The 18776-nt window shown below is 46.4% G+C and carries 19 protein-coding genes; 6 read left to right on the forward strand and 13 right to left on the reverse strand.

The annotated features are described in order from the left end of the window. Positions 1 to 120 precede the first annotated feature (120 nt). A complete protein-coding gene (locus tag ABDZ72_RS04140) occupies positions 121 to 822 on the forward strand; it encodes a DUF4396 domain-containing protein (protein WP_343751342.1) in 702 nt (233 codons plus the stop codon). A gap of 78 nt (positions 823 to 900) precedes the next feature. Here the strand turns inward: ABDZ72_RS04140 and ABDZ72_RS04145 are convergent, their stop codons facing one another. After that, a complete protein-coding gene (locus tag ABDZ72_RS04145) occupies positions 901 to 1095 on the reverse strand; it encodes a hypothetical protein (protein WP_343751343.1) in 195 nt (64 codons plus the stop codon). Positions 1096 to 1358: 263 nt separating this feature from the next. On the opposite strand from ABDZ72_RS04145, the gene ABDZ72_RS04150 reads away from it, so the two are divergent. Next, a complete protein-coding gene (locus tag ABDZ72_RS04150) occupies positions 1359 to 2765 on the forward strand; it encodes an APC family permease (RefSeq protein WP_343751344.1) in 1407 nt (468 codons plus the stop codon). A 184-nt stretch (positions 2766 to 2949) separates the two neighbouring features. Here ABDZ72_RS04150 and ABDZ72_RS04155 read toward each other — a convergent pair whose 3' ends face one another. After that, a complete protein-coding gene (locus ABDZ72_RS04155; RefSeq protein ID WP_343751345.1) occupies positions 2950 to 3180 on the reverse strand; it encodes a hypothetical protein in 231 nt (76 codons plus the stop codon). A gap of 134 nt (positions 3181 to 3314) precedes the next feature. Here ABDZ72_RS04155 and ABDZ72_RS04160 point away from each other — a divergent pair, with 134 nt between their 5' ends. The 3 genes from ABDZ72_RS04160 to ABDZ72_RS04170 are packed head-to-tail and all read left to right on the forward strand — an operon-like array spanning position 3315 to position 5530. Continuing rightward, complete coding sequence (locus tag ABDZ72_RS04160) at positions 3315 to 3905, forward strand: GbsR/MarR family transcriptional regulator (RefSeq protein ID WP_343751347.1); 591 nt, start codon at positions 3315 to 3317, stop codon at positions 3903 to 3905. Further along, complete coding sequence (locus ABDZ72_RS04165) at positions 3865 to 4548, forward strand: cysteine hydrolase family protein (protein ID WP_343751349.1); 684 nt, start codon at positions 3865 to 3867, stop codon at positions 4546 to 4548. Before ABDZ72_RS04160 ends, ABDZ72_RS04165 begins: the two co-directional genes overlap by 41 nt. Positions 4549 to 4576: 28 nt before the next feature. Continuing rightward, positions 4577 to 5530 (forward strand): glycine betaine ABC transporter substrate-binding protein, encoded by a 954-nt coding sequence (locus ABDZ72_RS04170; RefSeq protein WP_343751350.1) that lies wholly within the window; start codon positions 4577 to 4579, stop codon positions 5528 to 5530. A gap of 254 nt (positions 5531 to 5784) precedes the next feature. Here ABDZ72_RS04170 and ABDZ72_RS04175 read toward each other — a convergent pair whose 3' ends face one another. The 8 genes from ABDZ72_RS04175 to ABDZ72_RS04210 all read right to left on the reverse strand — a co-directional run bounded on the left by ABDZ72_RS04175 (position 5785) and on the right by ABDZ72_RS04210 (position 14384). After that, entirely contained in the window at positions 5785 to 6414 is a 630-nt protein-coding gene (locus ABDZ72_RS04175) for a class II aldolase/adducin family protein (protein WP_343751352.1), read from the reverse strand. A 25-nt stretch (positions 6415 to 6439) separates the two neighbouring features. Next, the gene (locus tag ABDZ72_RS04180) at positions 6440 to 7720 is read right to left on the reverse strand and encodes an NCS2 family permease (RefSeq protein WP_343751353.1); all 1281 of its coding nucleotides are present in this window, start codon (positions 7718 to 7720) and stop codon (positions 6440 to 6442) included. A gap of 36 nt (positions 7721 to 7756) precedes the next feature. Continuing rightward, positions 7757 to 9049 (reverse strand): amidohydrolase, encoded by a 1293-nt coding sequence (locus ABDZ72_RS04185; protein WP_343751354.1) that lies wholly within the window; start codon positions 9047 to 9049, stop codon positions 7757 to 7759. 18 nt (positions 9050 to 9067) lie between these two features. Further along, positions 9068 to 9796, reverse strand: coding sequence for a GntR family transcriptional regulator (locus ABDZ72_RS04190; RefSeq protein ID WP_343751356.1), 729 nt, complete (start codon positions 9794 to 9796; stop codon positions 9068 to 9070). A 71-nt stretch (positions 9797 to 9867) separates the two neighbouring features. Then, a complete protein-coding gene (locus ABDZ72_RS04195) occupies positions 9868 to 10917 on the reverse strand; it encodes a s-methyl-5-thioribose-1-phosphate isomerase (protein ID WP_343751357.1) in 1050 nt (349 codons plus the stop codon). A gap of 30 nt (positions 10918 to 10947) precedes the next feature. Beyond that, positions 10948 to 12177, reverse strand: coding sequence for a NupC/NupG family nucleoside CNT transporter (locus ABDZ72_RS04200; RefSeq protein WP_343751358.1), 1230 nt, complete (start codon positions 12175 to 12177; stop codon positions 10948 to 10950). Positions 12178 to 12210: 33 nt separating this feature from the next. After that, positions 12211 to 12945, reverse strand: coding sequence for a nucleoside phosphorylase (locus ABDZ72_RS04205; protein ID WP_425542344.1), 735 nt, complete (start codon positions 12943 to 12945; stop codon positions 12211 to 12213). A gap of 557 nt (positions 12946 to 13502) precedes the next feature. Continuing rightward, the gene (locus tag ABDZ72_RS04210) at positions 13503 to 14384 is read right to left on the reverse strand and encodes a LysR family transcriptional regulator (protein ID WP_343751359.1); all 882 of its coding nucleotides are present in this window, start codon (positions 14382 to 14384) and stop codon (positions 13503 to 13505) included. Positions 14385 to 14555: 171 nt separating this feature from the next. Between ABDZ72_RS04210 and ABDZ72_RS04215 the strand changes: the two genes are divergently transcribed. Continuing rightward, complete coding sequence (locus ABDZ72_RS04215; RefSeq protein WP_343751360.1) at positions 14556 to 15329, forward strand: sulfite exporter TauE/SafE family protein; 774 nt, start codon at positions 14556 to 14558, stop codon at positions 15327 to 15329. A gap of 185 nt (positions 15330 to 15514) precedes the next feature. Here the strand turns inward: ABDZ72_RS04215 and ABDZ72_RS04220 are convergent, their stop codons facing one another. The 3 genes from ABDZ72_RS04220 to ABDZ72_RS04230 all read right to left on the reverse strand — a co-directional run bounded on the left by ABDZ72_RS04220 (position 15515) and on the right by ABDZ72_RS04230 (position 18776). Further along, positions 15515 to 15829 carry a hypothetical protein gene (locus ABDZ72_RS04220; RefSeq protein WP_343751362.1) on the reverse strand — a complete coding sequence of 105 codons (315 nt, stop codon included), beginning with the start codon at positions 15827 to 15829 and terminating at the stop codon, positions 15515 to 15517. Beyond that, the gene (locus ABDZ72_RS04225; protein ID WP_343751363.1) at positions 15801 to 17249 is read right to left on the reverse strand and encodes a polysaccharide deacetylase family protein; all 1449 of its coding nucleotides are present in this window, start codon (positions 17247 to 17249) and stop codon (positions 15801 to 15803) included. Before ABDZ72_RS04225 ends, ABDZ72_RS04220 begins: the two co-directional genes overlap by 29 nt. Positions 17250 to 17540: 291 nt before the next feature. Beyond that, positions 17541 to 18776 (reverse strand): NAD(P)/FAD-dependent oxidoreductase, encoded by a 1236-nt coding sequence (locus tag ABDZ72_RS04230; RefSeq protein WP_343751364.1) that lies wholly within the window; start codon positions 18774 to 18776, stop codon positions 17541 to 17543.

The following is an 18776-nucleotide window of genomic DNA, read 5'->3' on the forward strand; positions in this document are numbered from 1 at the left end:
ACGTTTAATACATATGGTCGTTGGTTATATGTCAAACTAGCGGGCGTTACAAATAGGTCGTTGAACTCCCCGCAGGCAAAATGCGATGAAAGCAATCGTTTGAATCAGGAGGGTAATTGAGTGACATGGTTGGAAGTCGTTTCATGGATCGCGATTGGCATTGGGTTTTTACAGGCCATCATCATTGCTATTGATGTGATCAGACATCCGCAAAGAATGATGCCGGTCATGACCGTCGTTTGGCCATTGACCGGCCTGTATTTCCCTATCGCCGGAATATGGGCCTACTATGGCCTGGGGAGAGCCAAGGCTGTGAGCACGGACGAAAAAAAAGGTGATAAAAAGAACGGGGATCACCACGATCATAAGGAAAAGCCGTTTTGGCAAAGTGTGTTTGTGTCGACCACGCACTGCAGCAGCGGCTGCTCACTCGGTGATATGATCGGCGCTCCCCTTGTATACGTCACAGGCTTTACCATAGCAGGCATCACGTTGTTTGCGGATTATGCTGTCGAATTTGTCCTGGCTTATCTGTTTGGCATTGCTTTTCAATATTACGGAATGGGATTCAAAAAACATGAAAATCCGGGAAAAGCGTTGAAAAATGCCATCAAGGCAGACACGTGGTCGCTTATTGCGTTTGAAGTTGGCATGTTTGGTTGGATGGCTCTTGTCCATTATGTGTTCTTCGTCACCAATGTGCCAGATCCGGACACAGCACTGTTTTGGTTTATGATGCAACTCGCGATGATGGTAGGCTTCTGCACCAGTTACCCCGTCAATTGGTGGCTCGTCAAAACAGGCATAAAACATGCTATGTGAACCGAGTTGTTATGGAACAACAGGTCGCATACCGTTGATTTTCGGCCGCCGCCGAAAATCGTCTATTGGATATGGAGATCAGCTGTGGCTCGAGTCGAGAGGCACGTTGCTCAAGTGCGGATCCGGAACGGTTTCGATTGGATTGTGCCCTTTTTCGGTCGGTTTGTGTCGATATTCGGTTGGATTGGGTTGCATTTCGGTTGGATTCGATCTTTTTTCGGTCAGATTGCTTCTTTTATCGGTCAAACAGGTTGCGAGCAGACGTTCACTCAAGTTGCTCCGCCCTGCTGCAACCTTATGCGCCACCCCCTCTAACGTTGATACATACGCCCCCTTCTCATCTAGTACCATAATTTTTATAATTCTGTACTTTTCATTATACGAATCATCTCTTATACTAGTTTAAAAGATATTCCTAAATAAGCAGTGGTATTACAATGATTTGAAAGCGATTACTTGAGAAAGGAGAGAGTACCATGTCATAGCATTTAGCATGAAACGAAATACAGACGGACCAACCATGAGGAGGAATAAAATTGAATGACCAAAAATTGTTGAAAGTTTTAGGGAATAAAGAAGTTATCGCTCTCGCTTTTGGTGCCATGATTGGTTGGGGATGGGTTGTCACAGCTGGATTATGGGTGACAGAAGCAGGATCCCTCGGTGCTATACTGGCATTTTTGCTCGGGGGCTTGCTCGTCGTCCTGATCGGTCTGACATATGCAGAATTGTCGGCCGCATTGCCTCTCGCCGGTGGTGAACTCGTTTATTCATTTAAAGCAATGGGACGAACCGCTTCATTCATTGCGACTTGGGCGGTCGTCCTCGGTTATGTATCCGTTATAGCATTTGAAGCTGTTGCACTACCGACCGTGTTTGAATACCTGATCCCTAATTACAGTCAAGGACATTTGTACACGCTGGCCGGATGGGATGTGACGGTGACATGGGCCGGGATTGGCATCATCGGCTCCATTATAGTGGCATGGGTCAATTACCGAGGAATTAAGTTGACATCATCGATAACAGCTATTTTGACCGGGTTGATTCTTATGGCGGGGGTTTTGCTTATCACCGGCGGCACGGCAAGCGGCAGCGTTGACACGATGCAACCATTTTTTGCTGCGGGCTCTGCCGGTATTATGACCGTCGTTATTATGACGCCATTTATGTTTGTCGGGTTTGACGTCATTCCGCAGGCAGCCGAAGAAATTAATATACCTCAAAAACGGATTGGGCAACTGCTGGTTTTCTCCGTGCTGCTTGCTGTCGTGTGGTATGTGGCTGTTATATTTGGTGTCTCCCGGATGCTCAGCCCAGCCGAACTGAACGAATCCAATCTGGTAACGGCTGATGCCATGGCAAAAGCCTTCAGCGACAGTCGACTAATGGGGAACTTTCTCGTTCTGGGCGGCATTGGTGGTATTCTGACGAGCTGGCTCGGCTTTTATGTTGGCGGCAGCAGGGCGATTTATGCACTTGCGCGAGCCGGTATGCTTCCCAAATCATTGGGCGAATTACATCCAACGTATAAGACACCTCACAAAGCGATTTTATCGATTGCTATTTTATCAACGGCAGCGCCACTATTGGGACGCCCGGCTCTTGAGTGGTTCGTTAATGCGGGTGGACTTGGTTTGGTTGTGGCATGGATGATGGTTGCGATCTCATTTATTATTCTTCGTAAAAAAGACCCCGGGATGAAACGTCCATTCCGACTTTCCGGCGGCACTTCCATTGGCTGGATCGCCGTTATTATGTCCATCGGGGTGGGTGTTCTTTATATGCCGGGCATGCCATCAGCACTTGTCTGGCCATACGAATGGGCCATCATTGGACTATGGACCATACTCGGCATCGTACTGTACAAAGTTTCCATGGCCAAATACGGCACGGACCATGCGAATAAACGAATGAAAGAAGAAATTGACCGGATCGCATAAGCAGATAATATCATATATAAAACGACCTGAAACAGCATTTCCTCATATGGAACTGCTGTTTTTTATGGTTTGATAACGTTGATTTTCGGCCGCCGCCGAAAATCGTCGTTTGGATATAGAGATCAGCTGTCACTCGGGTCGAGGTGCACGTCGTTCGAGTGCGGACGGGGAGCGGGGAGCGGATTCAGTTGGATGGCGCCCTTTTTCGGTCGGATTGGGTCGTTATTCGGTCGGATTGGGCTGCATTTCGGTTGGATTCGTTCGTTTTTCGGTCGGATTGCTCTTTTTTTCGGTCAAACAGGCCGCGAGCAGACACGTTCCCAAATGGCGACCGTGTCGATCGAGTCAAAGAGCACATTGGTCGAGTGCGGGTTCGCCCCGCTTTGTCGCCCGGGTTCAACCGCCGCTCACTCAAGTTACCCCGTCCTCCCCCATTTTTTTAAATAATAGTTTGACAAATTTTTGTTCGTTTTATATAATAATAACTAAATTGTTCAATATATTTAATACACATTGAACATCATCAGTCTTAAAAAGGGGGCATGATGAATGGACAAAAACTGTGATGATTTTGAGCGTATTGAATCATCGCGGGACATTTTAGGCAGTGCTATCGCCCAAACCATGGTCATATATGGGGTTACCCCATCCGTGGGACGTATTTACGGGACGCTCTATTTCACGGATAAACCACTTAACCTCGATGAAATCAAGGATGAAGTAGCGATGAGCAAAGGAAGCGTCAGTACAGGGTTGCGTGAGTTGCTTGATACGGAAATGGTCATCAAAGTTTGGAAAAAAGGCGATCGTAAGGATTATTTTATTGCGGAAAAAGATTTTTTCAGGAATTTTTTCGCCTTTTTTGTGAAAATGTTAAGGCAAGAGAGACATATTATTTCACGAGCCAATGAACAAGTGGTCGGCACGTTGCAGGACATAATAAACAATTCCGAATCGGATGAAGCAAGGAAGATGGCTCAAAAAGATTTGGCTGACATTGAGCAGACCAACATTTATTTTGATTGGACGCTGAGGTTGGCTAATACGATGGAATCCGGCGATATATTTAATTATATTCCAAAACACAATCAAGAAGGTGATGGCACTGGACTTAACAAAAACAGCTCTCATTATAATTGACATGCAGAAAGAAAGCCAATTTGGCATTCAAGGCGTTGATACCATCGTCGACGCCACCAGTAACGTAATTGCTGAATGCCGCAAACACGATATTCCTGTTATTTACACGCGGCAAATTAACCGCCATGATAACGTTGGATTATCGAAAGAAGAACCGTTGAATCACAATGGTGAACCGGTATTTTATCATAGTAACACAGACGCGATCGACATCATCGACGCTATTCAGCCTGAAAGCCAGGATATCGTGATTGACAAATATCGCTGGAGCGGTTTTTATCAGACAGATCTGGATTTAATGCTACGGAGCATGGGCATCGAACACATTATTCTGGGCGGCGTCGTTACCGATGGCTGTGTGATGACATCCGTTTTTGATGCCTATTTTCGGGATTATCAAGTCAACCTTGTTAAAGACATTTGCGGCGCATCGAATGAGGGCGCGCACATGAGCTCCATTTTAACCATGGCCAATTGGATTTATAACCTTGCCATTTTTGATGCATCCGAAATGATTAAATACCTTTCCGGACAAGCCTATACATCGTGGCAAGCGTCGTATCCGGATCAGTTGCCATTTACACCGGAAACAATGCGGGACGTTTTTGCCCGTCTCAACCAGCACACACAACCGCTTTATTAAATGAACAATCTAAAGGAGGATAACCATAATGATGAAGAACACTAAATATCTGGTATTATCAATTTTATTCATGCTTACTATGGTATTGTCAGCATGTGGTGGCAGCGATGAGTCAGCAGGAAATGGATCAGGCGATAAGGAGAATAATAACAGTGGCGACAACGGTGATAAACTCAAGCTCGGTCAGGAAACCATCACGATTCCCTACGTCTCCTGGCCATCTGCTATTGCGAGTTCGAATGTGATTAAAGTGGCGCTTGAGGAGAAAGGCTATGATGTCAATTTAAAACAAGTCAACTCCGGCGCTATGTATACAGGCATTGCTGATAAATCCGCTGATTCCTCCGTCTGCATATGGCTGCCAAATACAGACAAGGAATATTGGAAGAAATATAAAGAAGACATTGAAATGCTTGGTCCCAATGTGGAAGGAACCCCGCTCGGACTGGTCGTTCCAAAGTATATGGAAGACGTGAACTCCATCAAGGATCTGGCTAAAAACACCAATTCGGTGGGCGATGAAACAGAATTCACCATTACTGGTATTGAGCCAGGCTCCGGCCAAATGGAAGTGACTAAGCAGCAGGTTATGAAAGATTACGGCTTAGACAAGTGGACGTTACAGCCCAGTTCCTCAGCAGCCATGGCCACATCACTCGGTGAAGCCGTCGAGAATGAAGAACCAATCGTTGTAACGCTCTGGTCCCCTCATTGGTCCTTTTCAAAATGGGACTTGAAGTACCTGGATGATCCGCAAAATTCATACGGCGATTCGGATGATATTAATACAATCGCACGTCAAGGATTGGAAGAAGATGCACCAAGAGCGTACGAAATTCTCGATCAATTCTCTATGACCAAGGACCAGCTCGCAAGTGTCATGGTTAAGATTAATGAAGGCATGGATCCAGCAAAAGCTGCTCAGGAATGGACAGACAAAAATAAAGACGTGGTCAACAAATGGTTTAAAAATCTCAAATAAGTTTTAAACAACAGAATCAACCCCCTCTAAAAAACATTCGCCATGGAAGGCTTTAAAGATCTTCCATGGCGAATGTCGTTTGGGAATGCATTTGTCGATCGGATGTGTGAGCTCGATCGGGGCGCGATCTGTTTCGACCGGCGCTACGTTATTCAGTCGAATGGGACGCTTATTCGGTCAAAAGGCGCCGTGTTTCGGTCAAATCGTACCTTTTTTCGGCGATCACCTCCCGTTTCTCGACCGAGCCCAACAGCTTATCCGCTTACGTAGGATTCAAATCCTTTCTCTACGTCATCCAACTCTTCATTGGACAAGGGTTGGACACTGTTTAGTACGTAACTACCAAACGAAAGATGAGCGACTTCCTCAATCGTTTCCGCACGTCGATAAGCATCCTTTAGCGATGACCCGACAGAAACGACGCCATGATTGGCGAGCAGCACCCCGTTATTGTCGCCGAGGGTGTTGACGGCATTTTCAGCAAGCTTTTCCGAACCGAATAAGGCGTAGGGGGCAACCGGGACCTCTCTGCCTATATCCGCTATCGTGTAGTGCACAGGAGGAATAGGGATCTGGGCGCACGCAAAAACCGTTGCGTACGTGGAGTGGGTATGAACAATTGCCTTTATATCGGTGTCTTTCATATAAATATAACGGTGCATCGACGTTTCCGAAGACGCTTTACGTTCCCCTTCCAATACGTCGCCTGTTTCGATATCCACTTTTAATATGTCGCTTTCGATCATCTCATTATAAGGAAGAGCGGACGGTGTAATATACATAACGTGACCGTCCTTCAGGCTGACGTTTCCTGAAGTACCAATCGTCAGACCATTGTCGTAACACTTTTTCGCATGGTCCAGTACGTCTTTTTTTATATCCATGATGGGTTCAACTCCTTGTGCTTGTTTAAAAACCAATCGCCTTTAAACCTAAAATAATCAGAAACAGCATCGCGATGATAAGAAAAGGCAGTGAAAGATCTCTATATCGCCCCATGGCTGCTTTTCCAATGGCATATGCTATAAATCCAAACGCCATCCCATCCGCTATACTATAGGTGAACGGAATCATGACGATAATGAAAACAGCCGGTAATGCTTCCGACATATCATCAAGAGGGATCTCTTTTATAGTTTGCGCCATGATCACCCCGACAATGATCAATATAGCACTTATTGCTGTATTCGGGATCATGGATATCCATGGAAGTAAGACCATGGTGGCCAAAAACAACGCACTTGCTGTGAAGGCCGCTATTTTCGTTTTTCCTTTTGACGCAATGACGGCCGCATTTTCCGCTGCGGATACGGTTGGTGACGTGCCCAGAAAGGCACACATGAGCGAGGATAACGCCGTCACCTGATACGCTTTATGGAAGCTTTCCTCTCGTTCCAGCATGTACAACTGTCCATGCAGCAAGCCCATATTTTCAAAAACAAGGATCATCGTCAGTGGAAAAATCGCCATCCAGAACGACACATCATTCATGGCCGAAAACGATGGAATAAATAGAAAATGATCAACCTGGGCGGATGGTTGGCTCGACCCTGTATCCAACACACCGGCCATATAAGCAAGAATCGTCCCGGCCACCATCGTGATCAAAAAATGCCCCGGTACATTTTTAATAAATAAATATATCGCAACGAATAACGTGATGACGCTGACGATCACCCGCGGCGACGTAAAATCACCGAGGGCAATCAGCGTATTTTCCCCGTTGATTACGAGACCACTTTTTTCTAGCCCGATTAATATAAGAAAGCATCCAAGGCCTGCTGTAATGGCGTGTTTTAACGAGTCCGAAATGGCGTCTTTTAACACATGACCGAGCGGGGAAAAAGCGATCACAAGGAACAGCAAGGCGGCGATGAACACAACCGCAAGCCCTTCGCGAAAATCAAGACCCGTTTGGCTGATTATTGAGTAGGCGAATAACGCATTAATCCCCATTCCGGGAATGAGAATCAAGGGAAGATTGGCATAGCCCCCCATGATCAATGTAGCCGCAAAGCAAGCCATGATCGTTACCATCATGCCTTCTCCGAGTGTGATACCGGCTTCGCTCAAAATGGATCCATTGACGACAACAATATAGACGGTCGTCAAATACCCAATGATTCCGGCGGTCACATCTGTCTTCCAATTGTTGGTTGTCACCTTGCGTGTGTCTGTTTGAAAAGGCATGCCTTCCCCACCGTTCTCTCTCCTGGTTCTATAAAGTTATAATAATTTATCTTTTATAGCCGCAATATGCCAAAATACCTCGTCCTCATCAATCGTTGTCAGCTCCCGGTTCGCCATTAATAGGCGACCGTCCACAATGGTGTAAGCGACGTCTTCCGCTTTAGCGGAATAAATTAAATGGGATATCACATCATTGACTGGCAACACATGAGCCTGTGTAAAGTCAACAAGCGTTATATCGGCTTTTTTTCCGGGTTCAATGGTACCGGCCTGATCGTCAATCCCTAATGCTCGGGCACCACCGGCCGTTCCCATAGCCAATGTGTCATAGGCTGATAACGCTGTGGGATTCTCGAGATTCCCTTTTTGAAGCAAATTGGCAAAGCGCATTTCCTCAAACATATCAAGGCTATTGTTGCTTGCAGCACCGTCTGTTCCCAACCCAACCGTTATACCGTCGTTTAGCATGGTGGCAACGGGAGCAATACCGCTGGCAAGCTTCATATTGCTTTTTGGATTATGGATCACTCCAACGTTCCGGCTGCTTAAAATATGACGGTCCTCATCCGTCAGATAAACACCGTGGGCTGCGATAACATGCCGTGTGAACAGTCCGATGTTTTCCATTAAGGCAATCGGGGTTGTCCCATGCGAGTCGCGGACCATGCGTATTTCATCCCGTGTTTCCGCTAAATGCGTATGAATGGAACAGTCCAATTCGTGTGCACGATCAACTATTTTTTCAATCAGTGCGGGCGAGCACGTGTATGGCGCATGCGGCGATAATAATGCGTGGATACGACGGTTGGCCGCTTGATCCCAATTCTTCACAAAAGAAACGGACGCATCCAACTGCTCGTCACCACCGTCATTGCCTTCGATAATGCCTTGTGTGAGCAATGCGCGCAGACCAACCTGTTCAACACCGGCTGCTATCCGGTTCATCCCATAATACATATCCGAAAAGGTTGTTGTTCCCGACTTAATCATTTCGATCATGCTCAGCATGGAGGCCCAATACATGTCTTCTTCCGACAGTTGGCCTTCAACCGCCCACATCTGTTCCAACCATTCCATCAGTGGAAGATCATCAGCATATCCGCGCAACAGGCTCATGGGTGTATGGGTGTGCCCATTTATCAGCCCGGGAATCGCGACCATTCCGTCCCCATCAATCACCGTATCGGCGGAATAACGGGAATCGGGGGGCGAGCCACGGCCCACATCCTTGATCCGATCCGATTCGACATAAATATACCCATTGGTGAACCATGTTTCCACACCTGTCATCGGTACAATTGTGACATTTTTTATTAACAACGTTTCCATGTTGCCCAAGCACCCTTCTTATCGTCGTCGTATCAAATGGAAATTCAATACATCATTACGGATATAACTTTTCCCATAATAGACCGGCTTGTTCCCTTTCGTGTAATAGACTTGCTCCAACACCTGCAATGCTTTCCCCGTTTCGATATTTAATGTGTCCGCGAGCATTGGGGTTGCATTTTCAGCCCAAATATTGCAATAGGAATGCGTCAAATCCATATGTCTATCGTTTTCCAAGTGGTTAAATATCGATTCTCCTTGATCGTCTTTAGTGAAGTTTTTACCGATCATCGCCGGCGAGCCAATGGCAATGTCAAACGCAAATGGCTGTTGGTCAGCCGTTCGAACCCGCTCGAAATGGATAACGTCGTCGCCTTCATTCAGACCCAGGGAATCCGCAATTTGTTTCGTCGCCTGACCTTCTTTAATGGTTATTTTAATGGTGCCGGGTTCCAACTCGTTCATTCGAATAAAATCTGTAATACTTTCGAGTTTTTCCAGGCCGGCTGTCATTTGGGGCATAGCGGAAATGACGAATGTTCCAACACCATGCCGGCGATCAACACAGCCGTCCATTTCCAATTGTTGCAACGCTTCCCGTAATGCCGTCCGGCTGACATTCAGCATTTTCGCCAATTCCTTTTCGCCTGCCAGTTTTTCGCCGATCTCGAAATCACCACGTTTAATCATATCAAGTATTTTTTTATAAATGACGTCTGGCAAGGAAGGGTTTTTTTCAATATGCATATAACGACCTCCCCCTAAAGCTGTGCATAATGCCTTCATCGTTGCCATCTCATCCGTTTCCACTTGGAAAACTAGGTCAAGTGGGCACGGATATTTCTGGCTGCAAATATATCTTTGTTGGTGACGATGGCATCGACAAAGTTGGGAGTGACAATGTCAAACGATGGGTACAACCCTTCAATGCCTTCCACAGCTGTCCGGACTCCTCTGGCGAAAAATACTTCATCCGGATTCCGGTATTCAATTTCAATCTGACTCGTATCCGGAGAATTCTCATCCGGTCCTTCATAGCCCAATACAAAGAACGGGATATTATGATGCTGGGCCACCACCGCATATTGGTAGGTCCCGATTTTATTGCATACGTGACCATCCAACGTGATCTTGTCAGCGGCGGTTACCATTTTCGTAACCATACCTTGTTCCATCAGAAACCCTGGCATATTATCTGTCACCAATGTTACCTTCGTCCCCGTCTCCTGAATGGAATGGGCGGTCAACCGTGCGCCTTGTAAATACGGGCGGGTTTCGGTGCAATACATTTCGATGTGCTTATTTTGACGTTTCGCTTCCATTAGCATATGAATCAAAGCGGAATCAGCAAAACAATGCGTCAATACTTTATCGCCATCCTCCAGCATGTGGGCTGTATTCCTGCCACATTCAGCGGCAACGTTATCGGCGTGTGCCACCTCCTGATCCATGAACGTGATCACCTCATTGGCCAGTTCGTCGCCCGTCTTACCGTTGTCAATTCCTGCTTCGACTTCGTTCATACATTGATCCAAAATAACCTTCAATCGCTGGCCGGTCGGACGTGTGCTCAACAATCGGTTATAGACGGTTTTCGCATACGTTTTCAGATCGTCTCCCTTAGCATCGGGTTTTTGTTCAAAAGCCAGCCCGAATCCATAGCCTGCCGCATACGCAATGACAATCGCTCCCTGTATCGTCATATCTTCTATGGCAACGGCCACATCCTCATACGTGTGACACGATACGTATGTTGTTTCATCCGGGTAAAGACGGCGGTTTAATAGAATAACCTGGTGATCGTCGTATCTCACCGTGTTATTAATGTAAGCCAGTAACGGCGTATTGGTTTCATAGTCTGTATTCATAGGTGATGTCTCCTTTCATCGGCTGATTCATTAAGACATGAAGAACATTCCGGCTATCGTTGCACTGAGCATGGACGCCAATGCCCCGGCAAATAAACTTTTTAAGGATAATTTCATAAATAAGCCCTGTCGTTTCGGATTGATGGTGCTCAACGTGTTGGCCATCGTTGCCATGGAAGAAAAGTTGGCAAAACCACATAGCGCAAATGTAATGATCATGGCCGACTTGTCACTGAATTGCTTAGCGCTATCCATGAAATTGGTGAACGCGATAAATTCCGTCAGCACCAGTTTTTCACCGATTAACGATGCGGCCGCAACAGCCTGATCCCACGGAATTCCGATCGCAAAAGCCAATGGCGAAATGATATAGCCCAATATCTCCTGGATGGTTGTATCAACACCAACCAACCCACCGAGATAACCGATGAATCCATTCACCATATAAATCAGCGCAACAAATGCAACCAGCGTCGCACCAACGATCAAAGCAATCTGCAATCCGTTTCCGGCCCCTTTGGAGGCAGCATCAATAATGTTGGAGGCGTCATCATCATTGGTGATTTCAATTTCCTTGTTTTCATGAACCTCCTCCACTTCCGGATGAAATAATTTCGCTATGATCAATCCGGACGGAGCCGCCATAAAGGTCGCCGGTAATAAATATTGCAATTCCACACCCAACAGGGCGTAGGATGCGAGCATCGTTCCGGCAACTGACGCCAGGCCGCACGTCATGACTGAAAATACTTCCGAAACGGTCATCTTATGGAGGTGCGGTTTTACAACAAGCGGGGATTCCGTCTGCCCAAGAAAAATATTAGCGGATGCTACAACAGATTCCCGTTTGCTTGATCGAAACAACTTGGAAAACAAGCCACCGACATATTTGAAAATGAGCGGCATAATCTTCAAGTAATACGCAATCGCCACGAGTGATGCAAAGAAGATAATCATTGGCAACACATTAAATGCTACAACGAACGAAATGCCGGACTCTTCGGTGTACAACCCGCCGAAAACAAAGTCAATGCCCTCTTCGCCATAATTGATAATAGCATTGACAACATCCGTTATTTGTTGCAGGATGGTCTGCCCAATTCCGGTCGACAGCACGAACCAGGCAAAAACAATTTCAAAAGCGAGCGCACTCAGGATTAATCGGAAATGCACTTTTTTTCGGTTATTGGAGAACAAATATGCAATGCCGCATATAACCAAAACACCAAACAGTCCCCAAATAATATTCGTAAAACTCATATCGGGCTCCTCCCCGTTAAATATTGACAGATATTATTCCGCTATCGACACAAGAGCTTCAAGGGCAATATGAATTTCGTCGTCAATCGCTTTTGAAACAAAATCTTTATGAGGGTTATAATGCGTCATATCGTCATAAGCAAATCCGTCCAATGCCACTATTCCGCCGGCCTGGACACCCCGTAACCGGGCAATCGTATACAATGCTGATATTTCCATTTCCGCTCCGAGGGCCCCTGAATCCTTATACAATTTATGAGGAAATTCAACCGGCCCCGCATAAAACGCATCAAGGGTGACCACCATGCCGGTGCCAAATGTGACGCCCTTATCGTCAGCAGCTTTATTTAAAGCTTGGACAACCTGGAAATCGCCTACTGCAGGGACGCCGTCAGGAACCATTTGCTTGGTCAGCCCATCCGTGCGGACAGCTGAGTCAGCAACAATGATGCTTCCCGGCTGCAAATCCTCTGTATAGGATCCGGCCGTCCCAACGCGGATAATCACATTCGCGCCGGCCCTGATCAATTCTTCAAAACTGACAGCAGCCCCCGGCGTACCAATACCGTGACTCGATACAGTAACCTTTGTCCCTTTATACGTTCCATTAAATGTGCGATACTCCCTGGAGTAAGCAATTTCTTCCGCATCATCCAATTTACCGGCAATCGCTTCCGCACGAAATGGATTGCCGCAAACAATCACCAACGGCGAAATGCCATTAACCGGAACTCGGGTGGTCGGCATTCGCTCAACATGATCGCTCACATTCATCACCCCTTCTCTCATTTCAATGGTGTGGTTCCTAGAGGTATGACCTCTCTACAACTTTGATTCTATATTGGGCAGAAAATGCTGTCAATTACTTTTACGCATTTTTTGAAAAAATATACTGAAATGAGTCGACGAAGGGTCGATTTTCGGCAGCCGCCGAAAATCATCGGATGAGTGAAGAGGGCGTGCCAGCGGTTTTGAGAGCAGGGAGCGGCGTGTTTTGGGGTTGCGTTGGTTTAGCTTTTGGGGGGGCGATTTCTGCGCAAGGAGTGGTTTCACGAGGGAGGATTCGGTCGGTTTGTGCGCTTTTTCAGTTGGATTCGGTCAGAATTCGGTCGAGTTGGGCACGTTTTCGGTCAGATTTGGGCAATTTTCGGTCGGATTGGGTACTTTTTCGGCTAATTGAGGCGCGGACAGTTGCTCGCCGGAGTGCAGGTGCCCGAATGAATGATGGATTTTCGGCGGCGGCCGAAAATCCTCTTTTGCGAGTTGGGCCCGCGCCGCACGAGTTTCATCCTGAACTGCGCAAGTTCCGTCTCGAGTTGCTCAGGTCACGTCAGCAAAAATCCGGCAAAGGCCAGGACGATACCCTTTTCATACCGCCTGTTTTTCCGAACCATCCAGAGGTCCCTTGTCAAATGAAAGTTCTCAACCGGAATTTCAAGCAGTGTGTTGTACGTTAATTCATTCTGAACGGTGAGTTTCGGTAGAATGCTTGTGCCAAGCCCCTCTTCTACGGCACTTTTGATCGCTTGCATACTGCCAAGTTCCATAGCATTTTCCATTTTATCCAAAATGTGGTGATCACTCATTGCATTTTCCACAATTTCCCTTGTTCCTGATTCTTTTTCGCGCCAAATCATCTTTTCATTCGGGATGTCGTTTATTTGAATCGTCTCCCGATCGCCCCATCGATGGTCGGACGCTGTCACAAGAATCAATTCATCATCATCAAACTTTTGTGTTTTGTAGACATTCTCCGGAACAACGCCTTCCACTAACGCCATGTCAATATCGTTTTTATCCAATTTTTCAAGCATCAGCGGTGTATTGCCAATGGATAGATGAAATTGAACGTCGGGGTGCAGCTTTTTAAACCGGCGAATGAGCGCAGGCAACAAATACTCCCCAATCGTTAAACTGGCGCCGATATGCAATGCTGTTTCCTGTTCGCCGAGATGTTGTTGAATGCGTTCGTGCGCCTCACGGTAAATGGCGGAAAATTCTTTAGCATATGGGTAAAGCAGTCGTCCGGCTTCTGTTAATTTTAATGTCCCTTCCTCCCTGTCAAACAGGGCGGTGCCGTAGCTGTCCTCAAGTTGGCGGATTTGTCTCGTTACAGCAGGCTGGGTGACATAACCAAGCTCGGCGGCCCGGGTAATACTGCCCTCCTCCACCACGCGGCAAAACATCAAATAATGATCGATATTCAACGGTCCCACCTCTTTCATAAAACGCACGTTGTTTTTGCCTCTGCCTGTTATTCTATCACATGTCCGACGTTCATTCTTATTTGTTATAGGGGATAACAGATACTGATTTTATTTTTTGAATCTACCGTGGGAGAATGGAGCAGGAACGAACACGACAGGGAGGCGATCGAAATGGATATATGGACTGGAATACTGCTGCTGGCCATTGGCATCGTTGCAGGAGGATACGGAACGATTGTCGGAGCGGGCGGCGGTTTCATTTTTGTTCCGGCACTTCTTATTTTATTACAAATGGACCCGATCATTGCCGCGGGATCTGGGTTGGTTATCGTACTCATTAATTCCTTTACCGGCGTGATCGGATACGCCAAACAGAAAAAAATCGACTATAAAATAGCCCTGACCATTGGAATCAGTGCCTTTCCGGGTGCGTTACTGGGCGTTTGGCTGTTACGTGTCTACTCGTCGCAATACTTTTACGTTGTTTTCGCAACTATCCTGGTCGGACTGGGGTTATTTCTGCTCAGCAAAAATGGATCGACTAAAAGAAAGGACGCATCTACTGACACATCTACCCACAAACAGCCAGCCATTTATGATAAATGGTTCGTTCCGCTCGGCCTTCTCATGGGAGTATTGTCCAGCTATTTGGGCATCGGTGGCGGATGGCTGTTGGTACCGATCCTTGTGTACGTATTTAAAGTGCCCACACATCAGGCAACTGCGACATCGCTTTTGTCCCTGTGTCTCTATTCAACCGTGGGGGTCATTTCACAAATCTATTATGGCAATATCGATTGGATGGCTGTTGTTTTCGGAGGTACCGGTATCATTGTTGGCGCCAACATCGGCGTTATCGTATCAAAACGGCTCTCCAGCAAAATGGTTATGCAAATGCTCTCCGTCCTGCTCATTATTATCGGATTTAGGATGTATTTTCAATAGGATGCGTTTGTCCTTTTCTCAGCAAGTTGCGTACCCTGTTCACCGCGCTCGGCTTGGGGCAGAAATCGGTGTCAATTACTTTTATGCATTTTTTGAAAAAATATACGGAAATGGGTCGGTTGGGTCGATTTTCGCCCGCTGCCGACAATCATCGGATGGGGCTGTTATTCGGTCAAATGGTGTCGTTATTCGGTCGGATCACTTCTTTTTTCGGTCAACCGAGGCGCGGGTGGGTGTTCGTTCGCGTGGCGCGGTCTGTCATTCGAGTTAGGCGGTTTTTGGTGTTTCCAAATAAAAAAAGCCCCAATCGAGTGGGCTTTTTTGTTATTCAGCAGCGTCTGCTTTCGTTTTTGGTTGGTTGACGGCAATGACAAAACAGTACCGGGTAGAATCACACCAGCTGCACGGTGTTTAAACGGGGCATGTGCGCCGCTCGAGTTCTTAATAAAGTCGAAAGGACCACAAGCGCCCTTAACCAATTTTTCCGTAATACGGGCCAATGCCTTGTTCATCCCACAATTGAATGAGCTGGGATATGGTTACCATTTGATAGCCTTTCTTTTCCAACGAGGTTAATACTTTTGGTAATGCATCGGCGGTCGACGGATGAATGTCGTGCATGAGTACAATAGACTCTGATGCTGCGTTGTTCATTACTTTCTTGTAGACCGTATCAGCATTGCGGCTTTTCCAGTCGCGCGAATCAACAGACCACATGCCGATTGGTGTACCCATCTTTTCGGCAACCGTCTCCACCGTTTTATCTGATGCTCCGTATGGCGGACGGAATAAGGATGGTGCTTGTCCGGTAGATTGTTGAATTATGTCGCTTGACTGTTGGACTTCCTGTTTGATGGCAGATTTTTGAACGGTCGTCAAATCTTGATGGTGCATCGTATGGTTGCCGATTTCGTGTCCTGCCTCTTCGACTTTATTGGCAAGTTCCGGATAGTATTCGACTTGACTCCCCAGCATAAAAAAGGTTGCCTTGGCATCATGCTTGTTCAACGTTTTTAGTATTCGTGGTGTTACGTTGGGGTCCGGGCCATCATCAAATGTTAAGGCAATATACTTTCCATCCGGATCAAGGGCTGACTCGTGATGGTCTGTTTCCTCTTTATCCTGCGTATGATCTTTTTCCGGGACCGTGACATCAAGTTTTTCCGCAAATGTTTTGTTTAAATAGGGTTTTATGTCTTCCATTGGAATGTCTACCCTGATGGCGCCCGCTGCCCCAGCAGCAATGTCATATTGATCGAAAAAAAGGGTCATGTTTTTATGGTTGATGGACCACTCCCAGTCTTTCGGATCTTGCAGCGCTTCTTCGAGCAAATCATCCATGATATATGGCTTGACATCTTTATCACGATATAACATTTCTTTCGCCAATGTTTGGATGTGTTCGATGGTTTTCTTGTCCATATTCAGGACGTCTTCGAGCTTTAACATTTTGTTCGCGGTCAAATCAATTGTGAACGCCTTTTTTGTATTTGTTCCGTTGGCCCCACCAGCTATTTGATAGGCTGAGAACTCCAATGTGTATAATTTTTCGGCAACGTTATGTGTGTCAACTTGAATATTTAAATGCGCCTGGAAATCGTTTTTTTTAAGTGTTTGCTTATTCTGCTTTACATTTTTTGTGAACATTTCCTTTTGATTATTGATCCATTGATTAATAGGTTTATTAATAGATGAGACTTTTGTATATGGTTGACTGATGGATGTTGTATAAAGATCTGTTTTATTTGTTTTGGTTTGGATATTCAAACCGGGATAAACACTGGAATCTGTTATTTTTTCTTTCGGTTCGTTGGTTTCAGCAGAGGAATACTGAGCCAGAACCTGGTTAATGCCGAGAATAGCGCCAGCAATGACCAATAGCACTATAACCCATCCGGGCCATTTAATCCGTCTAATCATGGTGAATGCATCCTTTTCTATATGATTGGTTCATAGTCTATCATAGCACATTTTTGATAGCGGGCGAAACCGTGAGGATAATGCTTATTCCGTATAGTAGATCTTCAACGGCCGTCGATAGTCGTCTTTTGAGTGGAGGCGGGCAGGGATTGCGCGACTTTTGGCTTGAGTTGCGCGCGTTGGATCCGAGCTGCGCGACTTTCACCGGAATAGGTTACCGTTTACGTCCTATCAAAAAGGGTTGGCCATTCCAAACGAGAATAGCCAACCCAAAAAAATGGTTATTTGTTTTTATACCTTCGCGCGCTGTACTTTTTTCAGTGCGATGCTTTCGTCTGCCAAAGCTTCCGGATCAACGGATGATTGCTGTTGAATCATCCGCCTCACCGGCAAGGCGTTTTTCGCTTGATTGGAAAGAAACGCCGCTTTGACGATATTTTGATCATCCAGATAAAAATACGTGAACGCATTCGATTCGAACGATCCGCGTAAAACCGTCCGGGACCACTCTTTCGCATGACCGAAGTATTGGAAACGGCTGTCGTACTGTTCCGACCAAAAGTACGGTGTATAGGCATAAGGGACCGATTGCGGATTTATGACGTTTTGGGCGACCGTCTTGCCATGGTTGACGGCATGATCCCAATGTTCAACATGAATGGGCGTCCCGTTGTATGGCCATGACGTACAGTCCCCTGCCGCATAAATGTCAGGGAGCGATGTCTCACCGTATTCATTAACGACATAACCGTTTTCTGTCTGTAATTGCGGATGTGATACCGCTGTATTCGCCGTCACACCTACACCGATTATGGCCGCTTGGCATGGGATGCGGCGTCCCTCGGCTGTCACCGCTTCTTCCAACATCGTATCTCCGTTAAATTGAGCAACCGAATCACCTGTAATCACGTCGATACCGTTACTGCGATGCAAGTCCAGGAAATGTTCTGAAACATCCCGGCCAACAATCGGCTCCATTGGGTACGAAGAGCGTTCCACAATCGTCACGTTGATTCCCAGCTGTTTCAATGACGACGCCAGTTCAGCTCCGATAAAACCAGCTCCGATAATAACGGCATCTTTTACGTCTTGCATATGTTGTTTCATGGCTAAAGCATCGGTCATTCGTCGTAAGTAAAAAATGCCTTGGAGGTCATCCCCCTCGATGGACAAGGTCCGTAATTTGGACCCCGTCGCGAGTATCAGTTTATCCCATTCGTAGGAGGAACCATCTTTCGTATTGATTGTCTTACGCTCGGGATCGATGTCCGTTACTTCAACACCGAGTTTCAAATCGATGTCCAATTCGTCATAAACGGAAGGGTCCCGTAATAGAATACTAGTGTCATCAGTCTCGCCGGTCATTAATTTTTTTGACAGAGGCGGACGATCATAAGGCATCTGCTGATCGCTATCCATAAGTATAATTCGACCTTGATCCCCTTCTTTTCTCAGGTTCTCAGCAGCATGAACGCCCGCAATCCCGGCTCCAACAATCACTGTTGTCTTCATATCAACATCTGACAT

This window comes from Lentibacillus halophilus (assembly GCF_039522485.1).
In the GTDB taxonomy this organism is placed as follows: domain Bacteria; phylum Bacillota; class Bacilli; order Bacillales; family Amphibacillaceae; genus Lentibacillus; species Lentibacillus halophilus.